At 69.7% G+C, this 22,619-nt stretch carries 16 protein-coding genes; 12 read left to right on the forward strand and 4 right to left on the reverse strand.

Going from position 1 to position 22,619, the window contains the following annotated elements:
- Positions 1-271: 271 nt before the first annotated feature.
- Entirely contained in the window at positions 272-592 is a 321-nt protein-coding gene (locus WMF39_RS33390) for a hypothetical protein (protein WP_437740519.1), read from the reverse strand.
- 356 nt (positions 593-948) lie between these two features.
- Positions 949-2,319 carry a thrombospondin type 3 repeat-containing protein gene (locus WMF39_RS33395; protein ID WP_437740520.1) on the reverse strand — a complete coding sequence of 457 codons (1,371 nt, stop codon included), beginning with the start codon at positions 2,317-2,319 and terminating at the stop codon, positions 949-951.
- Between the two features lie 513 nt (positions 2,320-2,832).
- Here WMF39_RS33395 and WMF39_RS33400 point away from each other — a divergent pair.
- The 4 genes from WMF39_RS33400 to WMF39_RS33415 all read left to right on the forward strand — a co-directional run bounded on the left by WMF39_RS33400 (position 2,833) and on the right by WMF39_RS33415 (position 6,452).
- A complete protein-coding gene (locus tag WMF39_RS33400) occupies positions 2,833-3,927 on the forward strand; it encodes a hypothetical protein (protein ID WP_437740521.1) in 1,095 nt (364 codons plus the stop codon).
- 151 nt (positions 3,928-4,078) lie between these two features.
- A complete protein-coding gene (locus WMF39_RS33405) occupies positions 4,079-4,357 on the forward strand; it encodes a YcaO-like family protein (RefSeq protein ID WP_437748057.1) in 279 nt (92 codons plus the stop codon).
- A 153-nt stretch (positions 4,358-4,510) separates the two neighbouring features.
- Entirely contained in the window at positions 4,511-5,479 is a 969-nt protein-coding gene (locus WMF39_RS33410; RefSeq protein ID WP_437748058.1) for an NAD(P)-dependent alcohol dehydrogenase, read from the forward strand.
- A gap of 13 nt (positions 5,480-5,492) precedes the next feature.
- Entirely contained in the window at positions 5,493-6,452 is a 960-nt protein-coding gene (locus tag WMF39_RS33415; protein WP_437740522.1) for a helix-turn-helix domain-containing protein, read from the forward strand.
- A gap of 33 nt (positions 6,453-6,485) precedes the next feature.
- Here WMF39_RS33415 and WMF39_RS33420 read toward each other — a convergent pair whose 3' ends face one another.
- The gene (locus tag WMF39_RS33420; protein ID WP_437740523.1) at positions 6,486-7,925 is read right to left on the reverse strand and encodes a family 43 glycosylhydrolase; all 1,440 of its coding nucleotides are present in this window, start codon (positions 7,923-7,925) and stop codon (positions 6,486-6,488) included.
- Between the two features lie 242 nt (positions 7,926-8,167).
- On the opposite strand from WMF39_RS33420, the gene WMF39_RS33425 reads away from it, so the two are divergent.
- From WMF39_RS33425 to WMF39_RS33455, 7 genes are all read left to right on the forward strand, one after another.
- Positions 8,168-8,389 (forward strand): helix-hairpin-helix domain-containing protein, encoded by a 222-nt coding sequence (locus tag WMF39_RS33425; RefSeq protein WP_437740524.1) that lies wholly within the window; start codon positions 8,168-8,170, stop codon positions 8,387-8,389.
- A gap of 258 nt (positions 8,390-8,647) precedes the next feature.
- Positions 8,648-12,007, forward strand: a complete 3,360-nt coding sequence (locus WMF39_RS33430) for a Kelch repeat-containing protein (protein WP_437740525.1) — start codon at positions 8,648-8,650, stop codon at positions 12,005-12,007.
- 374 nt (positions 12,008-12,381) lie between these two features.
- Positions 12,382-13,950 carry a S1C family serine protease gene (locus tag WMF39_RS33435; protein ID WP_437740526.1) on the forward strand — a complete coding sequence of 523 codons (1,569 nt, stop codon included), beginning with the start codon at positions 12,382-12,384 and terminating at the stop codon, positions 13,948-13,950.
- Complete coding sequence (locus WMF39_RS33440) at positions 13,950-14,387, forward strand: hypothetical protein (RefSeq protein WP_437740527.1); 438 nt, start codon at positions 13,950-13,952, stop codon at positions 14,385-14,387. The genes WMF39_RS33435 and WMF39_RS33440 overlap by 1 nt, the downstream gene beginning before the upstream one ends.
- 383 nt (positions 14,388-14,770) lie before the next feature.
- Positions 14,771-15,565, forward strand: coding sequence for an RNA polymerase sigma factor (locus tag WMF39_RS33445; protein ID WP_437748059.1), 795 nt, complete (start codon positions 14,771-14,773; stop codon positions 15,563-15,565).
- Entirely contained in the window at positions 15,555-16,838 is a 1,284-nt protein-coding gene (locus WMF39_RS33450; protein ID WP_437740528.1) for a FecR domain-containing protein, read from the forward strand. The genes WMF39_RS33445 and WMF39_RS33450 overlap by 11 nt, the downstream gene beginning before the upstream one ends.
- Positions 16,835-17,917, forward strand: a complete 1,083-nt coding sequence (locus WMF39_RS33455; protein ID WP_437740529.1) for a hypothetical protein — start codon at positions 16,835-16,837, stop codon at positions 17,915-17,917. The genes WMF39_RS33450 and WMF39_RS33455 overlap by 4 nt, the downstream gene beginning before the upstream one ends.
- 12 nt (positions 17,918-17,929) lie before the next feature.
- On the opposite strand, the gene WMF39_RS33460 is transcribed toward WMF39_RS33455, so the two are convergent.
- Positions 17,930-19,240, reverse strand: a complete 1,311-nt coding sequence (locus WMF39_RS33460; RefSeq protein WP_437740530.1) for an RICIN domain-containing protein — start codon at positions 19,238-19,240, stop codon at positions 17,930-17,932.
- Between the two features lie 523 nt (positions 19,241-19,763).
- On the opposite strand from WMF39_RS33460, the gene galB reads away from it, so the two are divergent.
- Entirely contained in the window at positions 19,764-22,571 is a 2,808-nt protein-coding gene (gene galB, locus WMF39_RS33465) for a beta-galactosidase GalB (protein ID WP_437740531.1), read from the forward strand.
- Positions 22,572-22,619: the final 48 nt, after the last annotated feature.

The raw sequence follows: 22,619 nt of genomic DNA on the forward strand, positions 1-22,619 counted from the left end.
GACGTGCCGCGGGCACACGTCGCCCTCCGGGCGTTGGTCTGGCCCGGGATGCTCTTGCGGCTACGCAGCGTCCCCAAGCGCCTTGCGGCGCACGACGGTGCTCTTCCAGTACGGCGGGCGCCACGTCGGCGCTGGAATGGACCGGTTCACGAGCGTCCGCGAGCGTCGGCCGGTCCCCGCGGCGACCGATCCGCTGCGCAGGCCGCCGAGGCGGGTCCCTCGGGACGCCAGCCGTCTACGTCCTTCCGGCAGATTCGTTGCCATCTCCGAGTCAGCGCTTGATCTGGGCGTCAGGCCAGAGCCCGAGGATCTCTTGCAACTGCTGCTCGGGACCGAACTCCTCCCAGACAATCCCATTGCAATCCCGCGTGTCCGAGAAGGCGCTGGCGGCGTCGTCCTCCCAGCCCAGATGACGCAACGCCGGAGCTTCGCCGGCGGGGATCTGACGAATGGAGAAGTTCACCGTGTCGGTGCGCCAGAGCGCGTACTGGTCCGGCACGATCACGTGCGGCTGGGCCGCCAGGCGCTGCGTGTAATCCGCAATGGAATCCGTCAGTGAACGCACGCCCAGAGCAATATGAATTCTTCGCATCTACGACCTTTCGCACAGCTCCAACGCGATGAGACACACCATGACGGAGCGCTGCGCAGAGACTGATACCATGGGTGAGGCAAGGACACCAGCCTCGGCGTGCAAGCCCGGCGGACGCGGACTATGTCGTTGATGCGCGGCCAGAACAGGCCGCGATCCCGCGCGCGGTACAGCCCGCCGAACAAGACACGTCGCCGCCAGGGTCAAGCGACGAGGAGACTCGCCCGACTCCGTCCATCGATCGCCTGGCCGACAACGACGCTCACCGCCTCGCCGGGGGCGAGGGCCTCCTGCGGGCCAGGAAGCTCGAGGTCGGCCGTGATCCGGGGGGGCGAGCGCCTCGTCGCGGCAGCGCCTCAGGGCCGGTGGCCGCTGAGGTCGAAGGTCGCCTCCGAGTAGAACTCGAAGGAGCCCGACATCGTGGTCTCCTCGAATGTCGTCCCGCGGAGCTCGTAGGTCACCGTGAGCGGCACGGCGGAGCAGAGCGGGGCGGAGAGGTAGTTGAAGCGATCATCGCGGTAGTTCGCGGGCCGGTCCATCACGAGGAGCGCCTCCGTCTCGAGGGTGCCGACCGTCGACCCGCGCTCGGCGACGATCACCAGCGGCCCCAGCGTCTCGAAGCGGAAGTGGGCGGAGTGGTCGCCGCTGTTGTAGTCGGTCTTCTCGATGATGAGGAAGCTCTCCGGCACCATGTGATAGCGGATCGTCGAGCCCTCGACCGTGACCCAGCCGAGGCTCATCTGACCCAGGGAGGTGCTCCCGGCGCCGCCACCCCACGCGCTGCCGTCGCTGAGCCGGTACTCCGCGTGGATGCCCATGATCGGCATCGACGTCCCCGAGGCGCTCCCGCCGTAGTACCGGCCGAAGTTCGCCGTGTCGATGGTCTCGGGGCTCGGGGGGCTGGCAGGGTTCGGCCAGCTCGTGTCGTGGTCGGGATCGACGACCCCGACGGCCAGGCATGCCCCGCCGCGCTCGTCGATGCCCAGGTCGCAGGCGTCGCCGATCCGATTGCCGTTCATGTCGAGCTGGTCCGGGTTCACGTCGAACGGGCAGTTGTCCTCCAGGTCGGCCACGCCATCGCCGTCGTCGTCCTCGTCGCACACGTCCCCGAGGGCATCGCCGTCGAAGTCCGCCAGGTCCGCGTTCGCCACGTGGGGGCAGTTGTCCAGCGTGTTGGAGACCCCGTCGCCGTCGACGTCGTCGTCACAGGCGTCGCCCCTGCCGTCTCCATCCATGTCGGCCTGGTCGGCGTTGGAGACCCACGGGCAGCTGTCCGACGCATCCACGGCGCCGTCGTCGTCGTCATCGTCGTCGCAGGCGTCGCCGTACAGGTCAAGGTCGAAGTCCGCCTGGTCGGCGTTGCCGACCGCGACGCAGTTGTCGACCGCGTTGGGCACGCCGTCGTCGTCGAGGTCGTCATCGCACGCGTCGCCAAGCCCGTCCCGATCGACGTCGCTCTGGCCGTGGTTCGGGGCCTCGGGGCAGTTGTCGATGTCGTCGTCGTATCCGTCGCCGTCGCGATCCGTGTCGCTCGGGTCGGGCGCGCCGCCGCCGCTGCCGCCATCCCCGTCATCGTCGCAGCCGCCCTGAGCACCGGCGCCGCCGCTGCCGCCGGCTCCGCCGTCACCGCCGTCACCGCCGCCGTTGCTCCCGCCCTGCACGGGGCCGATGCACGCTGCGAGCGAAGAGCACAGCAGCACACACGTCGCGATGTGGTTCCAACGCATCATCCATCTCCTCAAGCCATGCCTGGATTCAAGGACTCGCTGGCAGCCGCATGAGATCCGCCACGAGGACGAGCTGGCTCCGGTATTCGTTGACATCCGGGCCGTCACCGTGGTCGCTGGTGCAGGCGGCGAGGGCAAGCGGTAGCCATCGTCGTCGCTGCTCGGCTCCCACGGCTCGCGAGGATCGGCGCGCATCCCGTCGCTGTCCACCACACCGCAAGAGTCCAACTCGCCGGCGTCCGGGCATCGCCGACGCCGGCCGCCCCCGGGCTCGCGAACGCCGGGAGCGCCCTCACCGGTCGGGGACGGAAACCCGTGGACGCGGACCCCGGACCAACGCTTCGAGGACGGCGGCGCGATCTGACGGGCGTCGGGCCCGCTCGCCGCCGGATCGAGCGAGCGAACCGATCTCACCGGCGTGGTGCTCAGCCAGCGTCAACCCGCAGCAGGATTGACCTTGCGGACGCCAGGTTCCTATGATGCCTGGCCCCTGAAATTTCAGGAGGGCCATCAATGACATTCATCACGCTGGCACATTCCTCGGGCAACCGCCCGCCTCTTTACATTCGACCTCTCGCCATCGAATTTCTACTACAAGAGGAGAAGGGAACGCTCCTCAATGAACTTCATGGACGACGCTACCTGGAAAGTCGCCCGATCGAACCCTTGCTGAGCGCCATCCAAGGGGATGATCCATTCGCAAAAATTCCATTCTCAAAGAACTCGACACACGCATGGGGATATCTTCGCCTCAGCGCAATTGAGTACATCACGAACATCAACGACACAACGACGGTCCACACGTCAAGCGGCCGAGATTACATGGCCGCAGAGCCGCCGAGCGAGCTCATGGCCAGGTTTCCCGACGAGACATTCGATTGCATGCACGGCAACGAGGGACAAGCCATTTACTTTCGTCGCGAGCGATTGCTCGGAGCGTCTCCCCTCGAAGATTCGTCCACCTACGTTTACACCTTCGACAGCCGGGAGAGCGTGCACAGCGACCAGCTCGAGCCGAATTGGACAATGAACATGACTGCCGCTCAGGCCAAAGACGGTCGAGCATTTTTTCGGGCGAACCGGATAAAAGGCTTCCGGACGGACCAAAGCGGAACCATTGAATTACACGGCGCAGTCAAGCTTGCAGGCCTACCGGCCGAGGCGGTACTGAAAGCATGCTCGATCGCGCATCCGGTGTCTTTCGCGCAATGCGCCGCCGGACAAGGCGGATCGGAATATAGATACGATTGGGTGCTGGATCGGGACACGATCCATGCGATTGTCCCGAGAAATCCGGGGCTAGGCCTGGACACCCACATCGGCACCCCATTTTCAGGTCTCGACACGGTCGATCCGATCGACAAACTCATAGCTCAGCTTGATTTGACGTCATTCATTCGACTGACTCGCAATTCGACCGGACGCGGCACGAACGTTCCATCAGACTACAACAGCCAGCATCCGTGGGCCTACTATCGCCCGGAATCTATTCTGACCATGGAAGCGAGAGGCCATGGAACAGCAATCACAACGAGCGCCCATTCGCATGTCGTCGATGAAACACCGGAGGAAGTTCTAGGTTCACTCATTTACCCAGGAAATCGATAGAACGTTTTACGCACTTGGTAGAGGCAATGGGATTATCGATCGCCTTGCACGCCGCCGCCGTCCACGATGGGCTTGCGGCGCCGGCGCGCGCCGAGCAGGGATCGCGCGGACATCGTCGTCCCATCAGTTCTGGTGAGCGCCGAAGCGCTCGATCCCCTCCGAAATGTGTCCGCTCGCCTGGTACGGCCAGACCCGGACCATGGCCGGCTTCGTCGCGAGCTCGAACGGCCTGGCCTCCGGCAACGGCGTGCTCGAGGCGATCACCCACGGTCTGTGCGAGGCGGTGGGGCGCGACGCGACGACCCTGTGGCGGCAGCGCAGCCCGGCGTCGCGTGCGGCCACCCGGATCGATCTCGATAGCATCCCGGAGGGAGGCTGCCGCGAGGACCTGGACAGGTACGAGCGCGCGGACGTCGCCGAGACCGACTGACAGGCCCGCCGGGCGGTTCGGGCGTGGCGCATCGCCCCGTGAGATCCCGCGCCGGCGCGCCCGCGCTGAGCACATCCCGGAAAGAGATCCATCTTTCCCGGATCCGATGCTTTCGGGCCCCCCCGCCGCGTCCTTAGTCTGCTTTGCATGCAGATGAAGGCAGCCGTCTACGAGCGATACGGTTCTCCATCGGTCCTCGAGCTGCGCGAGATGCCCGCGCCGGAGCCGCGGGACGATCAGGTGCGCATCCGAGTGCATGCGACCACGGCGACGGCGGCGTGCCAGATGATGCGGCGAGGCGACACGCTCATGGCGCGGGTCGTACTCGGCTTCTTCCGGCCGCGGCGGCGCTTCCGGGTGCTCGGGATCGAGGTCGCCGGCACCGTGGAGCGCGTCGGCCGGCGCGTCACGCGGTTCCGCCCCGGCGATCGCGTGTTCGGCTTCACCGGGTTCGGGTCCGGCGGGTACGCGCAGTACGTGTGCCTGTCCGAGGACGCGTCGATCGCGCACGCCCCCGCCGGCCTGAGCCACGAAGAAGCGTGCTCGCTCGTCGACGGACCGACCACCGCGCTCTACTTCCTCCGCGACCGGGCGCGGCTCCGGACCGCCGAGCGGATCGCGATCGTCGGCGCGTCCGGGAGCATCGGCACGGCGGCCGTCCAGGTCGCGCGGCACCTCGGCGCGGAGGTGACGGCGGTCTGCAGCGGGCGAAACGCCGAGCTCGTGCGTTCGCTCGGCGCGCACCACGTCGTCGACTACACGCGAGACGACTACGCGGCGCGCGCCGACGCGTTCGACGTCGTGTTCGACACGGTCGGCGCGAGCTCGTTCGCGCGCGCGCGGCGCTGCCTCTCGCGCGGAGGCCGATACCTGATCACGGTCGGGGGCGCCGAGCTCTACCTGCGCGACGCATGGAGCCGGCTCTTCGGGAGCAGGAAGCTCGTCTTCGGAATGTCCGTCGACAAGAAGACCGCGCTCCCCGAGGTCTCGGAGCTCGTCGCGCGCGGAGCGCTCCGGCCGGTCATCGACCGGCGCTACGCGCTCGAGGCCATCGCGGATGCGCACAGGTACGTCGAGACGGGACGCAAGCGGGGCAACGTTGTGATCGAGGTAGGCGCGTGATACCCCGATTCGCGTGAGCACACGCGACGCGCTGAGGCTCGGGTCGATCGAGCAGATCCACGGGCTCATCGGGCGCCCGCCGCCCGCGCATCCGCTGATCTCCGTGATCGCCGCGTCGTGGCAGGAGCCGCTGCGCATCGAGATCCCGATCATCGGGCGTCCCATCGAGTCCGGGCTCTACGTGATCAGCCTGAAGCGCGGGGACGAATGCCACGCCGAGTTCGGGCGACAGGTGCACGACGGGCAGGAGGGCATCCTCGTCTTCGCGTCACCGGGCCAGGTGATCACGCCGATCGGCGGCGAGAGCGAGCTCGCTCACGAGGGTGAGGGCTGGACCGTCGTCTTCCACCCCGACGTGCTACGCGACACGCCGCTCTCGGACGCGATGCACCAGTACCGGTTCTTCGGCTACGCGACGCACGAGGCGCTCCACCTCACACGGCCGGAGCGAGAGACGTTCACGGGCCTCGTCCGGCAGCTCGAGCGCGAGTCCTCGGTCCCTCCCGACTCGTTCGCGCCGGACGTGCTCTCGGCGCAGCTCCAGCTCCTCTTCACGTACTGCCAGCGCGCGTACGCGCGCCAGCTCGAGGTCCGAGCGCGGGCGGGCGGCGTGGCGGAGCGACTCGACCGCCACCTCGACGCGTGCTTCGCGTCGGCCGCGCAGGTCGAAGGCGGGCTCCCCACGGTTCGATCCTGCGCGCGCGCGCTCGGGTACTCGCCCGACTACCTGAGCGATCTCCTCCGCGCGGAGACAGGAACGAGCGCGCGCGACCACATCCACCGAGCCCTCATCGAGGCCGCCAAGGCACGGCTCCTCGCGTCGGACGCGAGCGCGAGCGCGGTGGCCTACGCGCTCGGATTCGAGCACCCACAGCACTTCTCGAAGCTCTTCCGGCAGAAGACCGGACAGTCGCCCGGCGAGTGGAGACGTGCGGCGAAGGGGCCGAATACGCGTCGCGAGACCTCGGCGTGATCTCACGCGCCGCACACGTAGCAGGCGGTCACCTCAACCTGGGTCGGGTCGCGCCGCCGGCCATACCGACGTGTCCAGCGAGACGACGCCGCCCTCGAAGCGGATCGGCGCGGCAAGCAGCGCCCGGAACGCCTTGTACCCTGCCACCCCCGGGCGGAAGGCGTGCAGGAACACGTGGTGGCGCCCGTCGGCGCCCACGGCCACGGACGGGTGCCCTGGCCCCCACCATTCTTCACTGGAGCTCAGGAAGACCTCCGACGACTTGCGGTACGGGCCCGTGGGGGCGTCCGCCACGGCCGCGCCGATGCCGTAGTTCGCGGTCGAGAAGTCGTTGCCGGCGTAAAGCAGATAATAGCGCCCGCCCTCCTGGGTGATCCAGGCGCCCTCGATGAGGTGCGCTTCCCAGGGCTGGTCGTTCTCGAGGATGACGGCGGGCTCCCCCTCCAGCCTGCGGCCGTCGGCCGACAGCCGCTGGGCGTAGATGCGGGTCCTGAGCGCCCGCGATATCCCGGCGATCTCCTCCGCCTCCGCGCCGCACGCCCGCGCCCGCAGCTCCTCCAGCCGCCCCGCGAACCCCGTGAACTCCGCGGTCGCCGCCTCGATCAGCGGCTGCAGGACGAAGAATTGCTCCATGGGATCGAGCGTCGCCACCCACGGCCACAGCGTCAGCGCCAGGACCGCTGTGCGCTGGTCTTTGCGGGCCACGAACAGCTCGCGCACCAGGGCGGGCTCCCGGTGAAGCAAGGCGGCCAGCTGGCGGGGCCACACGCCGTTGTCATCCTTTTTCCAGACCAGCCAGGGCGCGCCGTGGGCGTCGACGAGGATGTGGGCGTCGATCACGTCCCCGGTGACGATCGGCGCGTGTTCCGCCTCGAAGGGGCCGTCCGGGCTCGCGCCTCGGGCGAGGCCGATCGCGAGCGAGCGGTCGTGCATGCGGGCCGTGAAGCAGAGCCAGGTTTCGTTCCCGACCCGGTGCATCTCCGGCGCCCAGAAATCCGCCTGGTTGCGGCCGGTCAGCGTCCAGGCCGGCGCGCGCCCCTCCGGGAAGACGAAGCCGGTCAACCGCCAGGTCGTCAGGTCGTTCGAGGCCAGGATGGGAAAGGCGTTCGGCGCGTCGTTCGAGGTCACGAGCAAGCGCCACGCGCGCTCGCCCACCCGCACCACGCACGGGTCGCCATAGCCGTAGAGGATCTCCGGCGCGATGGACTCGGTCAGCAGGGGCCGCAGCGGCGCCCCGCACTTCCGCGGCGGCGGCGGGGTGCGGGCGAGCGGCATGCGGGTCCCGAGGTCGCGCGCCAGCGCCTCGAAGAGGTCGAGGTAGTCCGTCTGCTCCACCCGGGCGAGCTCATAACGCCGCGTGTCCTGCCCCGGCTCGGTCACCTGGAAGCTGCGCGGCCCCCCGCCGTCGACGGTGACTCCGAAGGTGAACGGTGCGCCAGGCGGCGTCTGCAGGACGATGGCGTCGGCGTTCATGCGACGGGCTCCTCGAGGACTGCCATGCTCGGCAACAGGGACCTGGGTCCGGTCGCGCCGCCGTCCGCCGGAGGCTCGCCGGGTGCGGCACGGCCCCGGCCGCTGCTACCCCGGCCCGGGAACGCTGCGATGTTGTACCACGGTCGCTGTCCTCGACATGCTGTACGTGTTCATGACGCTGGGGCTCACCGGCGAAGCTGAGCGCCAGCGACCCAGGCGACGACCGACATGGAACGAGGCGCATGCCGAGCAGAACGAAAGAACGACCGGAATCTCCACTTCCGAAGGGCATCGGGAAGCCAGCGCTGCGGGCGCTCGCTTCGGCCGGCGTCTCTCGCCTGGACCAGGTCGCTCGGCTCACGGAAGCCCAGCTCATGGCGCTTCATGGCGTGGGCCCCAAGGCGATCGGGGTCATCAAGGCTGCCCTCGAAGCAGAAGGAAAGTCTCTTGCCAAAGACGCGTAGCCCCCGACGTCCAGGCGCCGCATCCCGCGTGCGCCAGCTCCGGGGGGCGCCGACGATCCGATAGCGAGCGCACGGGGCGCAGCGTCGAGGGGCGCTGAGGCCTCGCCCCGGACGCGATTGCGGCGCGCGGCAGGGAGGAGATCGAACACGACACCTCCTGTCCGCGCGCCGCCCCCTCCGCCGACGGACGGGATATTCCGCGCGCGGTGAATGTTCACGCGACCCCGCGCAACAGAGGCCGCGGAGGCCAAGAGGACCATGCGATCGAGTTGGAGGTTCGGAGCCGCCCTCGCCTGCGGGCTCGTGGCGCTGCCCGCGGGCGCCGCGTGGGCGGCCAGCACGCCGTCGTGGGAGGCCGTGCCCTCGATGATCACCCCGCGGGCCGAGCACTCGGCCACGGTGCTCCAGGACGGCCGCGTGCTCGTCGCGGGTGGATTCACGGAGGTGGACGACGGGACGCCGTACGCAGCGCGCACGGCGGTGGGCCTCACGGCGGTCGAGATCTACGACCCCGCCACCAGGACGTGGGCGCCTGCGGCGCCGCTCTACCAGGGCCGGCGCGGTCACGCGGCCGTCCTCCTGCCGAACGGCCAGGTCCTCGTGGCGGGCGGCCGGCTCAGAAGCGAGCAGAGCGGGACAGAGCTCGGCTCGGCGGAGCTGTATGACCCGACGAACGACACCTGGACCAAGGTGGCGAACCTGGCCAAGCCCCACCCCGTGCCCTCGATGGTGCTCGTCGACGGCAGGCCCGTGCTGGTCGGCATGGCCTGGTCCAACTTGCTGTTCATCGACGAGATGAACGCGGCCGTCTACGACCCGGCGTCGCGCTCCTGGACGGAAACGGCCTTCTGCCTCGACTCGACGATCAACCCCGTGAGCGCGACGCTGCTCCACGACGGGCGGGTGATGTCGGTCGGGAGCCGCTGCAGCATCTATGACCTGGAGACCCGGCTCTGGACTTACGAGCACGGGTCGGTGCTGCCGACGTCGGCGTACAGGTACCCTGACGCGATGACGCTCGCGAGCGGCGGTGTCCTCGTCACGGGAGGCACCCTCTTCGGTCCCGACCCGGCGGTCCACGCCTTCTCGCAGGTCTACTTCCCCGAAGAGGACCGCTGGGCGGCGACGTCCGGGCCCTATGCTCCGGCCTCGTCGTGCGAGACGGCCCCGGGATGGAGCGTCCGGGGGACGCGCACATCGCTGCTCCCGAGCGGGAAGGTGCTGCTGACCGGAGGCCTGGAGACCTGCGGCACGTACGGTACGAGCACGTACAGAGTTCCGTTCTACGGGACGAAGGCGCTCTTCGACGAGGCGACCCTCGCCTGGTCGAGCCTCGACCTGGAATCGCCGGTCACCCTGGCGCGCGCGCTCCACTCCTCGACGGTCCTCAGGGACGGCAGCGTGCTCATCGCCGGCGGGTACGTCGACGCCACGACCCCGACGGCCTCGGCCGTGCTCTTCCACGAGCGCTCGCCGCTCGGCGCGGGCTGCGCGACGGACAGCGACTGTGGCAGCGGCTTCTGCGCGGGCTCGGTGTGCTGCGACGCGCGCTGCGACGGCCCCTGCGACGCCTGCGCGGCCGCGTCAGGCGCGTCGCAGGACGGCGCCTGCACGCCGGTCACGGGCGTCGCCTGTGACGACGCGGACGCGTGCCTCGCGGGCGGGGTCTGCGAGGCGGGCGCGTGCGTCGGGGGCGCGGCGGCGCCGGACGGGACGCCATGCGGCGACGGCGACGTGTGCTCGACGGCGAGCGCCTGCGTGGGCGGGGCCTGCGTGGGGTCGAGCCTCGTGGTGTGCCTGCCCGCCGACGAGTGCCACGAGGCGCCGGCGTGCGACCCCGCGGCCGGGTGCGCGGCGCCCGGACCCGCGCTGCCGGACGGCACCCCCTGCGCTTTCCCGGGCACCAAGGATCGGTGGCAGGAGACGGCGCGGATCGACCGCTCCATCCTCTCCGGGTTGCAGACCACGGTGCTCCTGGACGGGACGGTCCTCGTCATCGGCGGGGCCCCGGTGCCCGGCCGGAACGAAACTCGGCGTGTCTGGACCCGCTACGATCCGAGCACGGGCGCGTGGGCGCCGACCGAACCGATCGACGGCTTGCGGAGCTTGCTGACGCCCACATTGCTTCCGGACGGGACGGTCCTGGTGATCGGCGACAGCCCGTTCGTGTACCCCGATTATGGCCCCGCGCCGACGAGGCGCTTCGACCCGGCGACGGGCGTGTGGACGCCGGCCGCGTCCACGGTCGCGCCGCGCTTCGGTCACACGGCCACGCTGCTCCAGGACGGCCTGGTGCTCGTCGCCGGCGGCGACCAGCCCGGCGGTCCCGGCGGCGTCCTGGTCGAGATCTACGATCCGGTCGCCGACACGTGGACCGCGAGAGCGCCCATGAACGTTGCGCGACAGGGCCACTCGGCGACGCTGCTTCAGGATGGCCGGGTCCTCGTCGCGGGCGGCGCTGACGGGTATCCCTCCGAGAGACCGGAGCACCACCTGACGAGCGCGGAGGTGTACGACCCGGCGACCGACGCGTGGACGCCCGTCGCCTCGATGCGCTGGGCTCGCATGCGGCACACGGCGACGCGGCTTCCAGACGGCCGGGTGCTCGTGGCCGGAAGCTGGGGCGCTGACAGCGGCAAGACGGCCGAGATCTACGATCCTGCGACCGACACGTGGGCCTCGGCGACGGAGATGGCCACGGCGCGGAGAGCTCATGGAGCGGTGCTCTTCGCCGACGGCAGGGTCATGGTCGCGGGCAGCTCGCAGGACGTGAACGATGGGGCCCTCGCCGTCGAGCTCTACGATCCGGCGAGCGACACCTGGGCGCTCGGGCCGGCGCTGGCCGTGATGGTCCACGGCCACGCGACGGCGCTGCTCAACGACGGTCGTGTCCTGATCGCCGGCGGCGCCGCCGGCTCTCTGGCCGAGCCGTATCAGAAGATCGACCATGCGTGGCTCTATGTCCCGGCGCAGCCCGCGTCGGGCGGGGCGTGCCAGGCGGGCGCCTGCGTGCCGGGTGGAGGCGGCACGAGCGGAGACGGCGCGGGCGGCGGCGCGGGCAGCGGTACGGGCGGCGACGGCGGGGCGGGAGGCACGGCCACAAGCGGTGACGGCGGTGGCATCAGCGCTGGCGTCGGCGGCGGCGCGAACAGCGGTGGTGGCGGCGACCCGAACAGCGGTGGCGGCGGCGCGAACAGCGGTGGCGGCGGCGCGAACAGCGGTGGCGGCGGCAGCGCAACCGGCAGTGCCAGCGCAAATTCAACCAGCGGCGCCGGCGGCGATGCGACCAGCGGTGGTGGCGGCGACCCGACCAGCGGTGGCGGTGGCGAAGGCGGCGCTGCCACCGGCGGCGACGGCGGAGGTGCCAGCAGTGAAGTTGGCGCCACATCCACCACGACCAGCACGACCGCCGCCGGCGGCGATGACGCCAGCAGCGCCGGCACCGGCGCAACCGGCGCGCAGAGCAGCGGCGGCGGCGACCTCCCGAGCGCAGGAGGGGGCGGCGGCTGCCGCATGACGCCAGGCAGCCAGGGCGCGCCGGCCTGGCTGCTCGCCCTCGGGGCGCTCGCCACCGCGCAGCTGCGCCGGCGCCTCGCGAGGTCCAGCCGCTCCACCTGAGTGGCGGCCGGCGATCCAACCCGGGCTGTGATGCCGAGTCGACATCAACTGCCACCAGAAACGATGAGCCGCAGCCGCGCACGGGGGCGTCCAATCCGGGATTGCCTGTCCGTTGAAAGGGAAAACTTCCGCGTCGATTGCGGTGGCGGACTGAGCCATGGGGCTCGACACCGCGCCTGAGGTAGATATCGTGGGCGCTACCGAGGAGCATAGGGCTTCTTGGTCGCTGGAAATGGCTTCCAGCCGGAGCTGCGAACGCGGAGAGGCAGCTCAGAGGCTAGGTTTCAGGATTTCGTGAGCACGGGATGAACCAATTGCGGACCCTCGGGGTTTGGTTGCGCTGCGCGTTGCGGTTCGGATTCGGCGTTTCGGCGTTGTTGCTGGCGCCGCGCTTCGCGGAGGCGAAGTCGGTGCGGCCGGTGGAGCCGATCAAGGTGAACGGCAGCGAGCTCGGGACGATCACGATCTCGAACGTCATTCTGAAGGCGCCGAACCTGGACGACGTGCTGATCGTCAAGGAAAAATTCCTGGTGATGTTTCTGGAGGAGATGCGCGAGCTCGGCTACCGCGCGCTCGGCCGCGAGAACCTGGCGCTGAACCTGGATCGCTCGAGCGAGGCGGCTTTCATCCTGGCCGGGACGATGACGGCGGCGGACTGCGCCGACGAGCGAGGCCTCACCTGCGGCATCACCATCAAGTGGGAGCTGCTCGATCGCTCCTCCAAGACCGTGGTCTATCAGATGACGTCGAACCACGAGGAGATGGAGATGCGCGAGCTCGACCGCGCGGCGGCCGGCAACGCGCTGCTGCTCGGCAGCCTGCGCTCGCTGCTCGCCCGGCCGATGTTCGTGCAGGCCCTCCGGGGCTCGGGCGCCCCTGCGGAGGCGCCGGCCGCGCCCGAGTTTCCGCCCGGGGAGATGCGCGGCTGCCCGGCCCGCACCCTGGCGATGCCGAAGATGAGCGAGGACGTCTTGAACGCCACGGCGCTGGTCAAGCTCAACGACGGCGTCGGCAGCGCGGTCGTGATCTCTCCGGATGGCTTGCTGCTCACCGCGGCGCACGTGGCGACGACGCCCGAGGTGGTGGTGCGCTTCCGCGACGGCAAGGAGCTTCCGGCGACCGTGATGCGCGTCAACGAGCAGTCGGACGTCGCGCTCTTGCAGCTGAAGGATGGCTCGCGCGAGACGCCGTGCTTGACGCTGCGCATGCCGCCCCCCAGCACCGGCGACGACGTGTTTGCGCTCGGCGCGCCCGGCGGCGAAAGGCTGTCGTTCTCTGTGACGCGCGGCATCGTCAGCGGCCAGCGCACGTTCGACGGCAACAGCTTGATCCAGACCGACACCAGCATCAGCCCAGGCAACAGCGGCGGGCCGCTGGTCGACGACGAGGGTCAGGTGGTCGCTATCATGACGTTCAAGGCGACCGGGCAGGGCATCGAGGGCCTGGGCTTCGGCGTGCCTTCGGCCACCGCGCTGTCGTCGCTCGGGCTGAGCTTCGGCGAGAAGACCGGGGCGCTCAAAGTCGAGCGTGTCGAGCGTAAAACGGCGTCGGGCGGGCTCGCGCTCAGCGGCGCGGCCGACAAGCCCGATCCGCCCTGGTTTTATGTGGGCAAGGACGCGCCCGGCAAGACGCCGGGTTGGGTCGGGCAGACGCGCGGCTGGGGCTGGGTGACGATCGTCGCCGGCGGCGCCACGGTCGGTACGACCGCGCTCCTGAACATCGGCAGTACGCCCTCCAGCTTCGGCACGCTCCGCACCTGGAACACCGTAGGTTGGGCCGTCGCCGGGCTCGGCGCGGGCATGGTGCTGAGCTCGTACGTCTTTGCGCCGGACAAGGAGCCGCCCGCGACCGGGGGGCGTTCGACGCCCGGCCGCACCTTCGCCGCCGGTGTCGGCGCGCCCGGCATCGGGCTCACCTCACTTTCCATCATGGGGACGTTCTGATGTTGCTCCGCACGCTGTGTGCTGCGCTGCTCTTTCTGCTGCCGGGAGGGTGCCTGCTCTTGCAAGAGCCGCCGCCGACGAGCCCGCTGGGCGGCGAGTGCGAAGACGACGACTGGTGCAATGAAGGCCTGATCTGCGTCTTCCCGTATGGGACGAACAGCCCGGGGGAATGCGGCGCGCCCGGTACGTGCACCGCCGACAGCGATTGCCCCGCGGGTCAGCTCTGCCAGGGCTCCACGATCGACACGTTCGGCGTGTGTCAAGCGAACACGGGCTGCATCTCCGACACGGCGTGTATGGAGGGCGCCACCTGCTACCGCGGTAGCTGCTTGTTCTTGTGCGAATCCTCCTCGGAGTGCCCCGAGGACACGTACTGCAGCACGCTGGATGATTGCCCGTACCGTATGACCTGCTCCAAGGCCTGCGCGTACCTCTGAGGCGCCGCCGAATCGCGCGTGTTTTGGGCCGAGGTTCGGCGGGGCAGGCGCATCCGCGCGCTCCTCTCCTCCCGCGCCGCGCCGTTTCCGTCTTCACGACAGGAATTTTCCGCCATCACGATATTTATTCTCGCGGTGAGCCGGTTCGAGGGCGCGCCGCTACTGCCTGACAGACGTGCGCTTGGCTGGCTGGGTCGAAGTACCTACCCAGATCCTTGCGGCCTCCGCGGACATCCGTGGCGGTCGCCGTGCCGGGATCCGGGCAACGCAGATGGCGAGCGTCCGATGCGATGTTGACTCCACTCCAGGTCATCCGGTGGGCCGTCGCCGCGGTCCGGGTGTACAGGGACCTCGCTGCCGGCTGCGTCGCGCGGCTCACTCCGATGGTGGCGGCGACGATCGCGCCACCCCCCGTGCTGGGACCAGGGCAGCTCGCCGGAACGACCTCCCCGGCGGCGCCCGCGGACCGCCTTGCGCCGGGAACCTCGGCTCGGTACTGTGCTCGCTCATCACGACCGATCTGCGAAGTCACGAGCCCTCGGAGCGATGACGTCGTGCGTAGAGCCAGCCTTGCCATCGCTCCGTCAGAGCGTGGCGGTACTGACGCAAGTGAGGTGGTTCGCGCGCTCATCGAAGGGGAACCATGGGCGGCAACCGCCGTGTGGAACGCACATGCGCCCAAGGTGTTCCGGATCGTCGCGCGCGTGCTCGGGCCCGGCGCCGACGCAGAGGACGTCACCCAGGAGGTCTTTGTTCGCGTGTTCTCCAGAGTATCCGGGCTGAGAGACCCCGATGCGCTGGGGAGCTTCGTGTTCTCGGTGACCGTTCGACTCCTGAAATGGGAGCTCCGCCGCAGGCGCGTGAGGCGCATCCTCCAGCTCGCGGACACGGCCGAGCTCCCGGAGCAGGCGGTCGAGCCGGCGGACAGCGAGGCGCGCGAGGCGCTGGGCCGCCTCTATGCGATCCTCGACACGCTGAGCGCGGACGACCGGACCGCGTTCGTGCTCCGCCACATGGAAGGGATGAGCCTGCCGGAGATCGCGGAGGCAACCGGGGTATCGCTGGCCACCGTGAAGCGGAGGCTCAGCCGGGCGACGGAGCGCGTTTCGTCCCAGGTCGAGAACGACACGTCCCTCGCCGCTTACTGCATGAGGCCGGAGGCGCGGGATGACGCTTGACGAGGAGAAGGACGCGGCGCTCGGCCCGAAGGCCGCGCGCGCGGTCGAGCTCGCTCGCAGCTCGCTCGGCGTGATGTCTCCCCAGCAGCGTGTCCAGGGGCTGCTCCGCGTGACGGAGCGGACGGCGAGGCGCCCGGGCTTCCGGCTGTCGCCCCTCCGGGCCGGAGCGCTCGCGCTCGCGGCGGCCGCCGCGGTCCTGCTCGGCGTCAACGGGTGGCAGCGGGGAACGCGCTCCGATCGGCTCTCCTACGAGGTGGAGGGCGGCGCCGTGCAGCAGGACGGCTCCGTCCAGGCGGACACATCGAGCCGTCCGAAGGTCCGGTTCTCCGATGGCACCGAGGTTCAGCTCGCCGAGATGGCGCGCGCGCACATCGTGTCGGTGAACGAGCAGGGCGCCAGGGTCGCCCTCGACCGGGGAGAGGTCCACGCGCGCGTGGTCCATCGGTCGGAGGCGCAGTGGCTGTTCGACGCGGGGCCGTTCCTCGTGACCGTGACCGGGACGGCCTTCGCGCTCTCCTGGGCGCCGGAGGACGAGCGCCTCGATCTGCGGCTCGAGAATGGCGCCGTCGTCGTCAGCGGGCCGCTGTCCGGCAAGCCGATCGCGGTGCGCGCCGGGCAGTGGCTGACCCTGCGGCAGCGCACGGGAGAGGTGCTCCTGCGCGATCTCGATCTTCAGCAGGGCGCGGAGGCGTCGCCGGCGCCCGCCCCGCCGTCGTCCGACCGCACCGAGGAGCCCGGCGCGGCGCCGGTTCCGGCTCCGCCCGGGATGCCCGCGAGCCCGACCGCGTCGGCGCTCTCGGCCGAGCCGAGGCGCGACTGGGCCGGGAAGCTCGCGGCCGGGAAGCTCGACGTCATCGTCGACGAGGCGCAGCGCCGCGGGCTCGACGTCTCGCTCGCGGAGAGCAGCAACGAGGAGCTCTCGGTCCTCGCGGACGCGGCGCGCTACACGAGGCGGAACGACATCGCGCGGCAGGCGCTCCTCGCCCAGCGCCGGCGCTTTCCGGCGACGCAACGGGGCAAGGAGGCGGCGTTCCTGCTCGGCCGCCTCGCGGAGGCCCAGGAGGGAGGCGCCGCGGCGCTCGCCTGGTTCGAGACCTACCTCAAGGAGGCCCCGCAGGGGGCTTATGCCTCCGAAGCGCTCGGGCGCAAGATGGTGATCGTGCAGCGGCTCCACGGCGACGCGCAGGCCGAGGCCGTCGCGCGGGCGTACCTGCGCCGGTTCCCAGGCGGAACCTACGCGCAGGCGGCGCGGGCCCTCGCTCGAACGCCGTGAGGTTCGCGCGGGCGCAGGCGCTGGCCGGGGCCCTCACGCTCCTCCTCTGCGCGGCGAGCCCCGCGGCGTCGGGGGAGCCTGCGCGTGTGGTCCTCGTGCGGCCAGCCGCCGCCGATCCGTCGATCTCCGAGGCGCTGATCCGCATCCGAGGGGAGCTCGTCGCCGATGGATTCGACGTGGAGGTCCTCGATGCGGCGCAGTCGGCGGCCTCCGCCCCCCGGCCGACGATGGACGACGCCGGGCAGCAGGCCGGCTCCGCGGCCCTGATCGGGCTGTTCCTGGCGCCGGACGGTCAGGCCGCCGAGCTCTGGGTGGTCGACCCGCGGACGCACGAGACGCTCGTGCGGCGGATCGACACGCGCGGCGAGGCGCGGGAGCACATCGTCGAGGTGCTCGCTGTGCGCGCTGTCGAGCTGCTCCGCGCGAGCCTGCTCGAGCTCCTGATGTCCTCGCAGCGCTCGGCGGCGCCCGCGCCCGCCGCCGCCCCGCCCCCGAGCAAGGCGAGCCAGCAGGTGCCTCGACAGGCAGAGCGGCCGCGCGTCTACGCGTCGCGCCGATCGACGTGGGGCGTCGAGCTGGGGGGCGGGCTCCTCGCGAGCCCGGGCGGCATCGGCCCGGCGCTGCTCCTTGTCGCGCGTCTGCGCTTCGCGCCGCTCGGTCCGATCGGTCCGCTCGAGGCGCGCCTCTCGTTCGCCGGGCTCGGGACGGCGCCGCGCGTCGCTGGGCCGCAGGGCAGCGCGACCGTGCAGCAGCGGTTCGGGCTCGTCGAGCTCGCGGCGCTCCCCTGGCCCGAGCTGCGCTTGCGCCCGAGGTTCTCGGTGGGCCTCGGGGCGCTCCACGTCGCCGTCGACGGCGAGGCATCGTGGCCGTACCAGGGGGTCCACAGCGCGCAATGGGCGTTCGCCGCGGACGCCGGCGCCGGCGTCGAGCTCGGGATCGTGAGGCGGCTCGACGTCGTCCTCGAGGCGCACGCGCTCGTCGCGCACCCGTATCCGGTGGTCCGCTTCATCGAGACCGAGGCGGCGCGCGGCGCGCGCCCGGCGCTGCTCGGCAGCCTCAGCCTCATGGGGTGGCTGTGATCGAAGGGGGTGTCACGGCTCCGGGCCGCCGGTGGTGCCCGCACCGGCGTCGGTGCCGGTTCCGACCGGGTTCAGCGTGAACAGCTGGCTGCTGCCGCCGCTGGAAGCCCTCTGGAAGAGGGCGGTGCCGTCGGTCGGCGGGGAGCCGTGAGCGTCGATGACCTTGCCGCTGAGGCGCGACGTGATGCGGACGGCACCGCCGCCGGGATCGGTGACGGACCATTGCTGGCTGGGATCGCCGTCGCAGGGGAGCTGGACGATGAAGGCGCCGTCGGCGGTCGACCCGCCGCGGACGTCGAGACACTTGTCGCTCCTGACGCTGCGGATCCGGTGATACCCGCCGTCCACCGCCTCGAAGCGGAAGTGCTGGTTGGTGCCGCCGTTGCAATTCCAGAGCTGCAGGACGAGGTCGTCGGCCATGTCCACGGCGGCGTCGACGTCCACGCAGCGCCCGCTCTGGACGCCGACCAGGGTGTAGGTGGTGCCCGTCGAGAGGTCCGCCTCGACCTCCGCCGGGACGGCGTGCTGGAAGAGCTCGGCGATCTCCTCCGGAACGAGCGCGCGGCTGTAGATCGCGATGTCGTCGACATCCCCGACGAGGAGCCGCCCCTCCTGCGGCCATCGACCGACGTGGAGGCTGGTGGAGCCGGGCGAGATCGTCCTCTCGATGGGCTCGGTGCGGTAGAGGCGCCCATCGATGTAGAGGCTCATGGAGAGCCCCTCGCCGTCGACGACCCCGGCGGCGTGCGTCCACCGCTGGAGCTCAAGGCAGGAACACTGGACGCGGTGGTGGTCGCTGGTTTCGGGCCCCTTCCAGAACCCGAAGTCCATGCCCCGCGCCTCGCCGTCGTAGTCGATGTTGAGCTCCCATCCGCCGGTGTTCTCCGTGCTGATGACGGTCCTCAGGGTGTCGTTGGCCGGGGGCTCGCCCGCCAGCGCGCGAACCCACGCCGAGACGGTCCAGCTCGAGGTGGCGTTCGGGAAGTCGCCCACCGTCATGAACTCGCCCTCATCGAGGTGCAGCGCCCGCCCAAAGCGGCCGCCCTCCACCCACGTGCCGCCGGTGAGCTCGCCGTCGCGCCGGTTGCCGGACCAGTCGGTCACGATCGTCCCTTCGCCCTCGTCGAACGTCCAGTAGGCGACCATGCCCTGGGTCAACGTCGTCGGCGTCAGCTCGACGGCGTCGATCGGCCCCTGCTCGCAGGCCGCGAGCCCGAGCGACGCGACCGCGGCCAGGCAGCGGGGCGCCGCGCGTCTGCCCGCCATGGCCGTCGCGCTGAACGTCCCGGTGATGGTGCGGTGCGGTGTGCGCGACTGCTGCATGTCAGGCCTTCTTGCGTACTCCGAACGTAGCTGCGCTCGGCGTGCGCGCGCACGCCTTCCTTCGTCAAGAGCTCGCCTGCCTGCGCGACCCCACGTGAAGAGCCAGCGGAGCACGCGTCAGGCAGTAGCGGCTCGCCCTCGGATCGGCTCACCGCGAGAGCAAAACCAGCGGTGACAACGCTCTGCTTCGGGAGTCGCAGCGAAGCGTGCCACGTCGCGGCGAGCAGGCCCACGCTCTGACGGCAACATTTCATCCTGGCGCCATTCGCTCTCGTCGTGAGCCGGTTCGAGGGCCAGCCGCTACTGCTTGACGGAAGCTCCACTGACGCTCGCGCGCTCGCGTTTTTTCTTCCCTCCCCTGCGGCCCGCTGCCTGGGGGCGGGCGCGCTCCAGCCCGACGGGGGCAGATAGGCGATGTCACGCCCACCGCGAGGCGGCACTCCCTGGAGTTCGCCTCGTTCTTCCGATGGCACAAGCCACGACCTCGAGCGGACGGTGTTCCAGGAAACCCACGGAGACGGTCATGAGATCAAGGTCGATCACGTTGCTCGCGGTCGGGCTCGCAGTCCTCGCCCATGGCAACCTTGGTTGCAGCAATGATTCCAGCGGCGGTGAGGCTGGCGCCGGCGGCAAATACGGCGGCAACGGCGGGGCGACCCCTGGCGCGGCCGGCAACGGCGGGGCGACCCCCGGCTCGGCCGGCAACGGCGGGGCGACCCCCGGCTCAGGCGGAAATGGCGGGAGCTCCGGAAACGGCGGGGGACCGGAGGAGCCCGGCGGAGGTGCTCGACCGCGGACGCGATTGCTGATCGATGATGATTGGCGTTTTACCAAGGGCGATCCGCCAGGGAGCACGACAGACCTCGCTTACTCGACACCTGCCGTGAGATCCTGGGTGCTGCCCAGCGGGAATGATTTTCTCAACGATCCGGCGAAGAGGGCGGCGCGTCCGGACGGCAATCTCGGGGACGGCGTGGCCTACGTCACGGCGAGCCATGATGACAGCTCATGGAAGAGCGTGAACCTGCCGCACGACTACGCCATCGAAGGCCCGTTCACCACGAGCGTCAGCGGCAGCATGGGACGCCTGCCTTCTCCGGGAGTCGCGTGGTACCGGAAGAAGCTGAGCCTGCCAGCGAGCGACGCCGGAAAGTCCATATTTATCGATATCGACGGCGCCATGTCGTACAGCATGGTCTGGTTGAACGGCCAGTTCGTGGGCGGGTGGCCCTACGGATACGCCTCCTATCGCCTCGACCTGACGCCTTACGTGAAGCCCGGCGAAGACAACGTCCTGGCGATCCGGCTCGACAATCCAGTCCCCAGGGACTCCAACTGGCAATCAGGTTCCTCCCGCTGGTATCCAGGAGCAGGCATCTATCGGAGCGTATGGCTCGTGAAGACGGATCCCGTGCATGTGGCTCAGTGGGGCGCCTACATCACCACGCCGGAGGTGTCCGAGACATCGGCGACCGTCGCCCTGAAGCTGACCGTCGACAATGACTCGAAGCAGGATGCCGACGTGAGCGTGGCGACAGCCATCTTCGAGCTCGACGCAGACGGTCGCAGGTCGGACGTCGCCGTGGCATCCATCGCGCCCGTGGCTCTGCAGATCCCCGCCGGCACGAGCGCCACGGCCGACACCGAGGGGGCGATCGCCAGCCCGAGGTTATGGGGAACCGGCCCTCATCAGAGGCCCAACCGATACGTGGCGGTGACGACCGTGCAGCAGGAAGGCGAGACCGTCGATGTCCATGAGACGCCGTTCGGTGTTCGAACGCTCAAGTTTGACCCCGACGCGGGCTTCTTTCTGAACGGCGAGCACATCAAGCTGAACGGAGTGAACAATCATCATGATCTGGGCGCGCTGGGGGCCGCCGTGAATGTCCGCGCGCTGGAGCGGCAGCTGGAGATGCTGGCGGAGATGGGGTGCAACGCCCTGCGGACCGCCCACAATCCCCCTGCGCCGGAGCTCCTCGAGCTTGCCGATAAGATGGGCTTCCTCGTCATGGACGAGGCGTTCGATGTGTGGGTGCGCGAAAAGGCGGCTCTGGACTTTCACCAGATCTTTCCGGATTGGCACGAGCAGGACCTGCGGTCCCTGTTGAGGAGGGACCGCAATCATCCTTCCGTGGTGATGTGGAGCATCGGCAACGAGGTCGGTGAACAGGGCGGTGGCGCGGAAGGCGCCGCGATCGCCAAGGAGCTCACGGGTATCTGTCATGAAGAGGACCCGACGCGCCCGACGGTGAGCGGCATGAACTCTGCCAAGGCCGACGGTCCATTTCCTGGGCCGATCGATGCCGTGGGCCTGAACTACCAGGGGACCGGGGTTCGCAGCGGGCCGGCACAATACCCGGTGTTTCATTCCAGCTTCCCGGACAAGTTCATCGTGGGCACCGAGACCACAGCCACCCTGAGCAGCAGAGGGGTCTATACGTTCCCTGTCGCCTCTGGCGCCGGCGTTCCGGCGTCGGACACCGCGGGCCAAGACAGTCCAGGTCGACAGGTCAGCTCCTACGATCTGTACTTTGCGTCCTGGGCCTATTCCCCCGACAAGGAATTCGCGTCACAGGACAGGTACTCCTTCGTGGGCGGAGAGTTCGTCTGGTCTGGCTTCGACTACCTGGGAGAGCCGACGCCCTTTGACTCCTCGCGGAGCTCCTACTTCGGGATCATCGATCTGGCGGGATTCAAGAAGGATCGCTTCTACCTCTATCAGGCGTATTGGCGCCCCGAGCTCCCCATGGCTCACATCCTGCCGCACTGGACATGGCCGGAGCGGACAGGCCAGGTCACGCCAGTCCATGTGTACACCTCAGGGGACGAGGCGGAGCTGTTCCTCAATGGCCAGTCGCTCGGACGCAAGCGGAAGGCGCAGCTCGAGTACCGCCTGCGCTGGGATGACGTGAGGTACGAGGCGGGTGAGCTGGCCGTCGTTGCTTACAAATCCGGGATGGAATGGGCGACGGCTTCGGTGAAGACCGCCGGCGCCGCCAGCAAGCTCCTCCTGACGCCTGACAGGTCGACCATCGCGGGGGATGGGAGAGATCTCTCGTTCGTGACGGTCGCGGTGGCAGACGACGAGGATCGAATGGCCCCTCGCGCGATGAACTCGATCCATTTCGAGGTGAGCGGACCGGGCGAGATCGTCGCGACGGACAACGGCGATCCGACGGACATGACAGCTTTTCCGTCGAAGGATCGCAAGGCGTTCAACGGGCTGGCGCTCGCGATTGTTCGAGCCAAGGCTGGACAGAAGGGGCAGATCGTCGTGAGCGCGAAGTCGAATGGTCTGGCCGAGGCCAGCACGACACTGGTAGCAGAATGACGCGTCCCCACCGCTCTGCCGCCGTCTTTTCTGCAACGTACAAGCGAG

This window comes from Sorangium sp. So ce1504, assembly GCF_051521635.1.
Classification (GTDB): Bacteria; Myxococcota_A; Polyangia; order Polyangiales; family Polyangiaceae; genus Sorangium; species Sorangium cellulosum_B.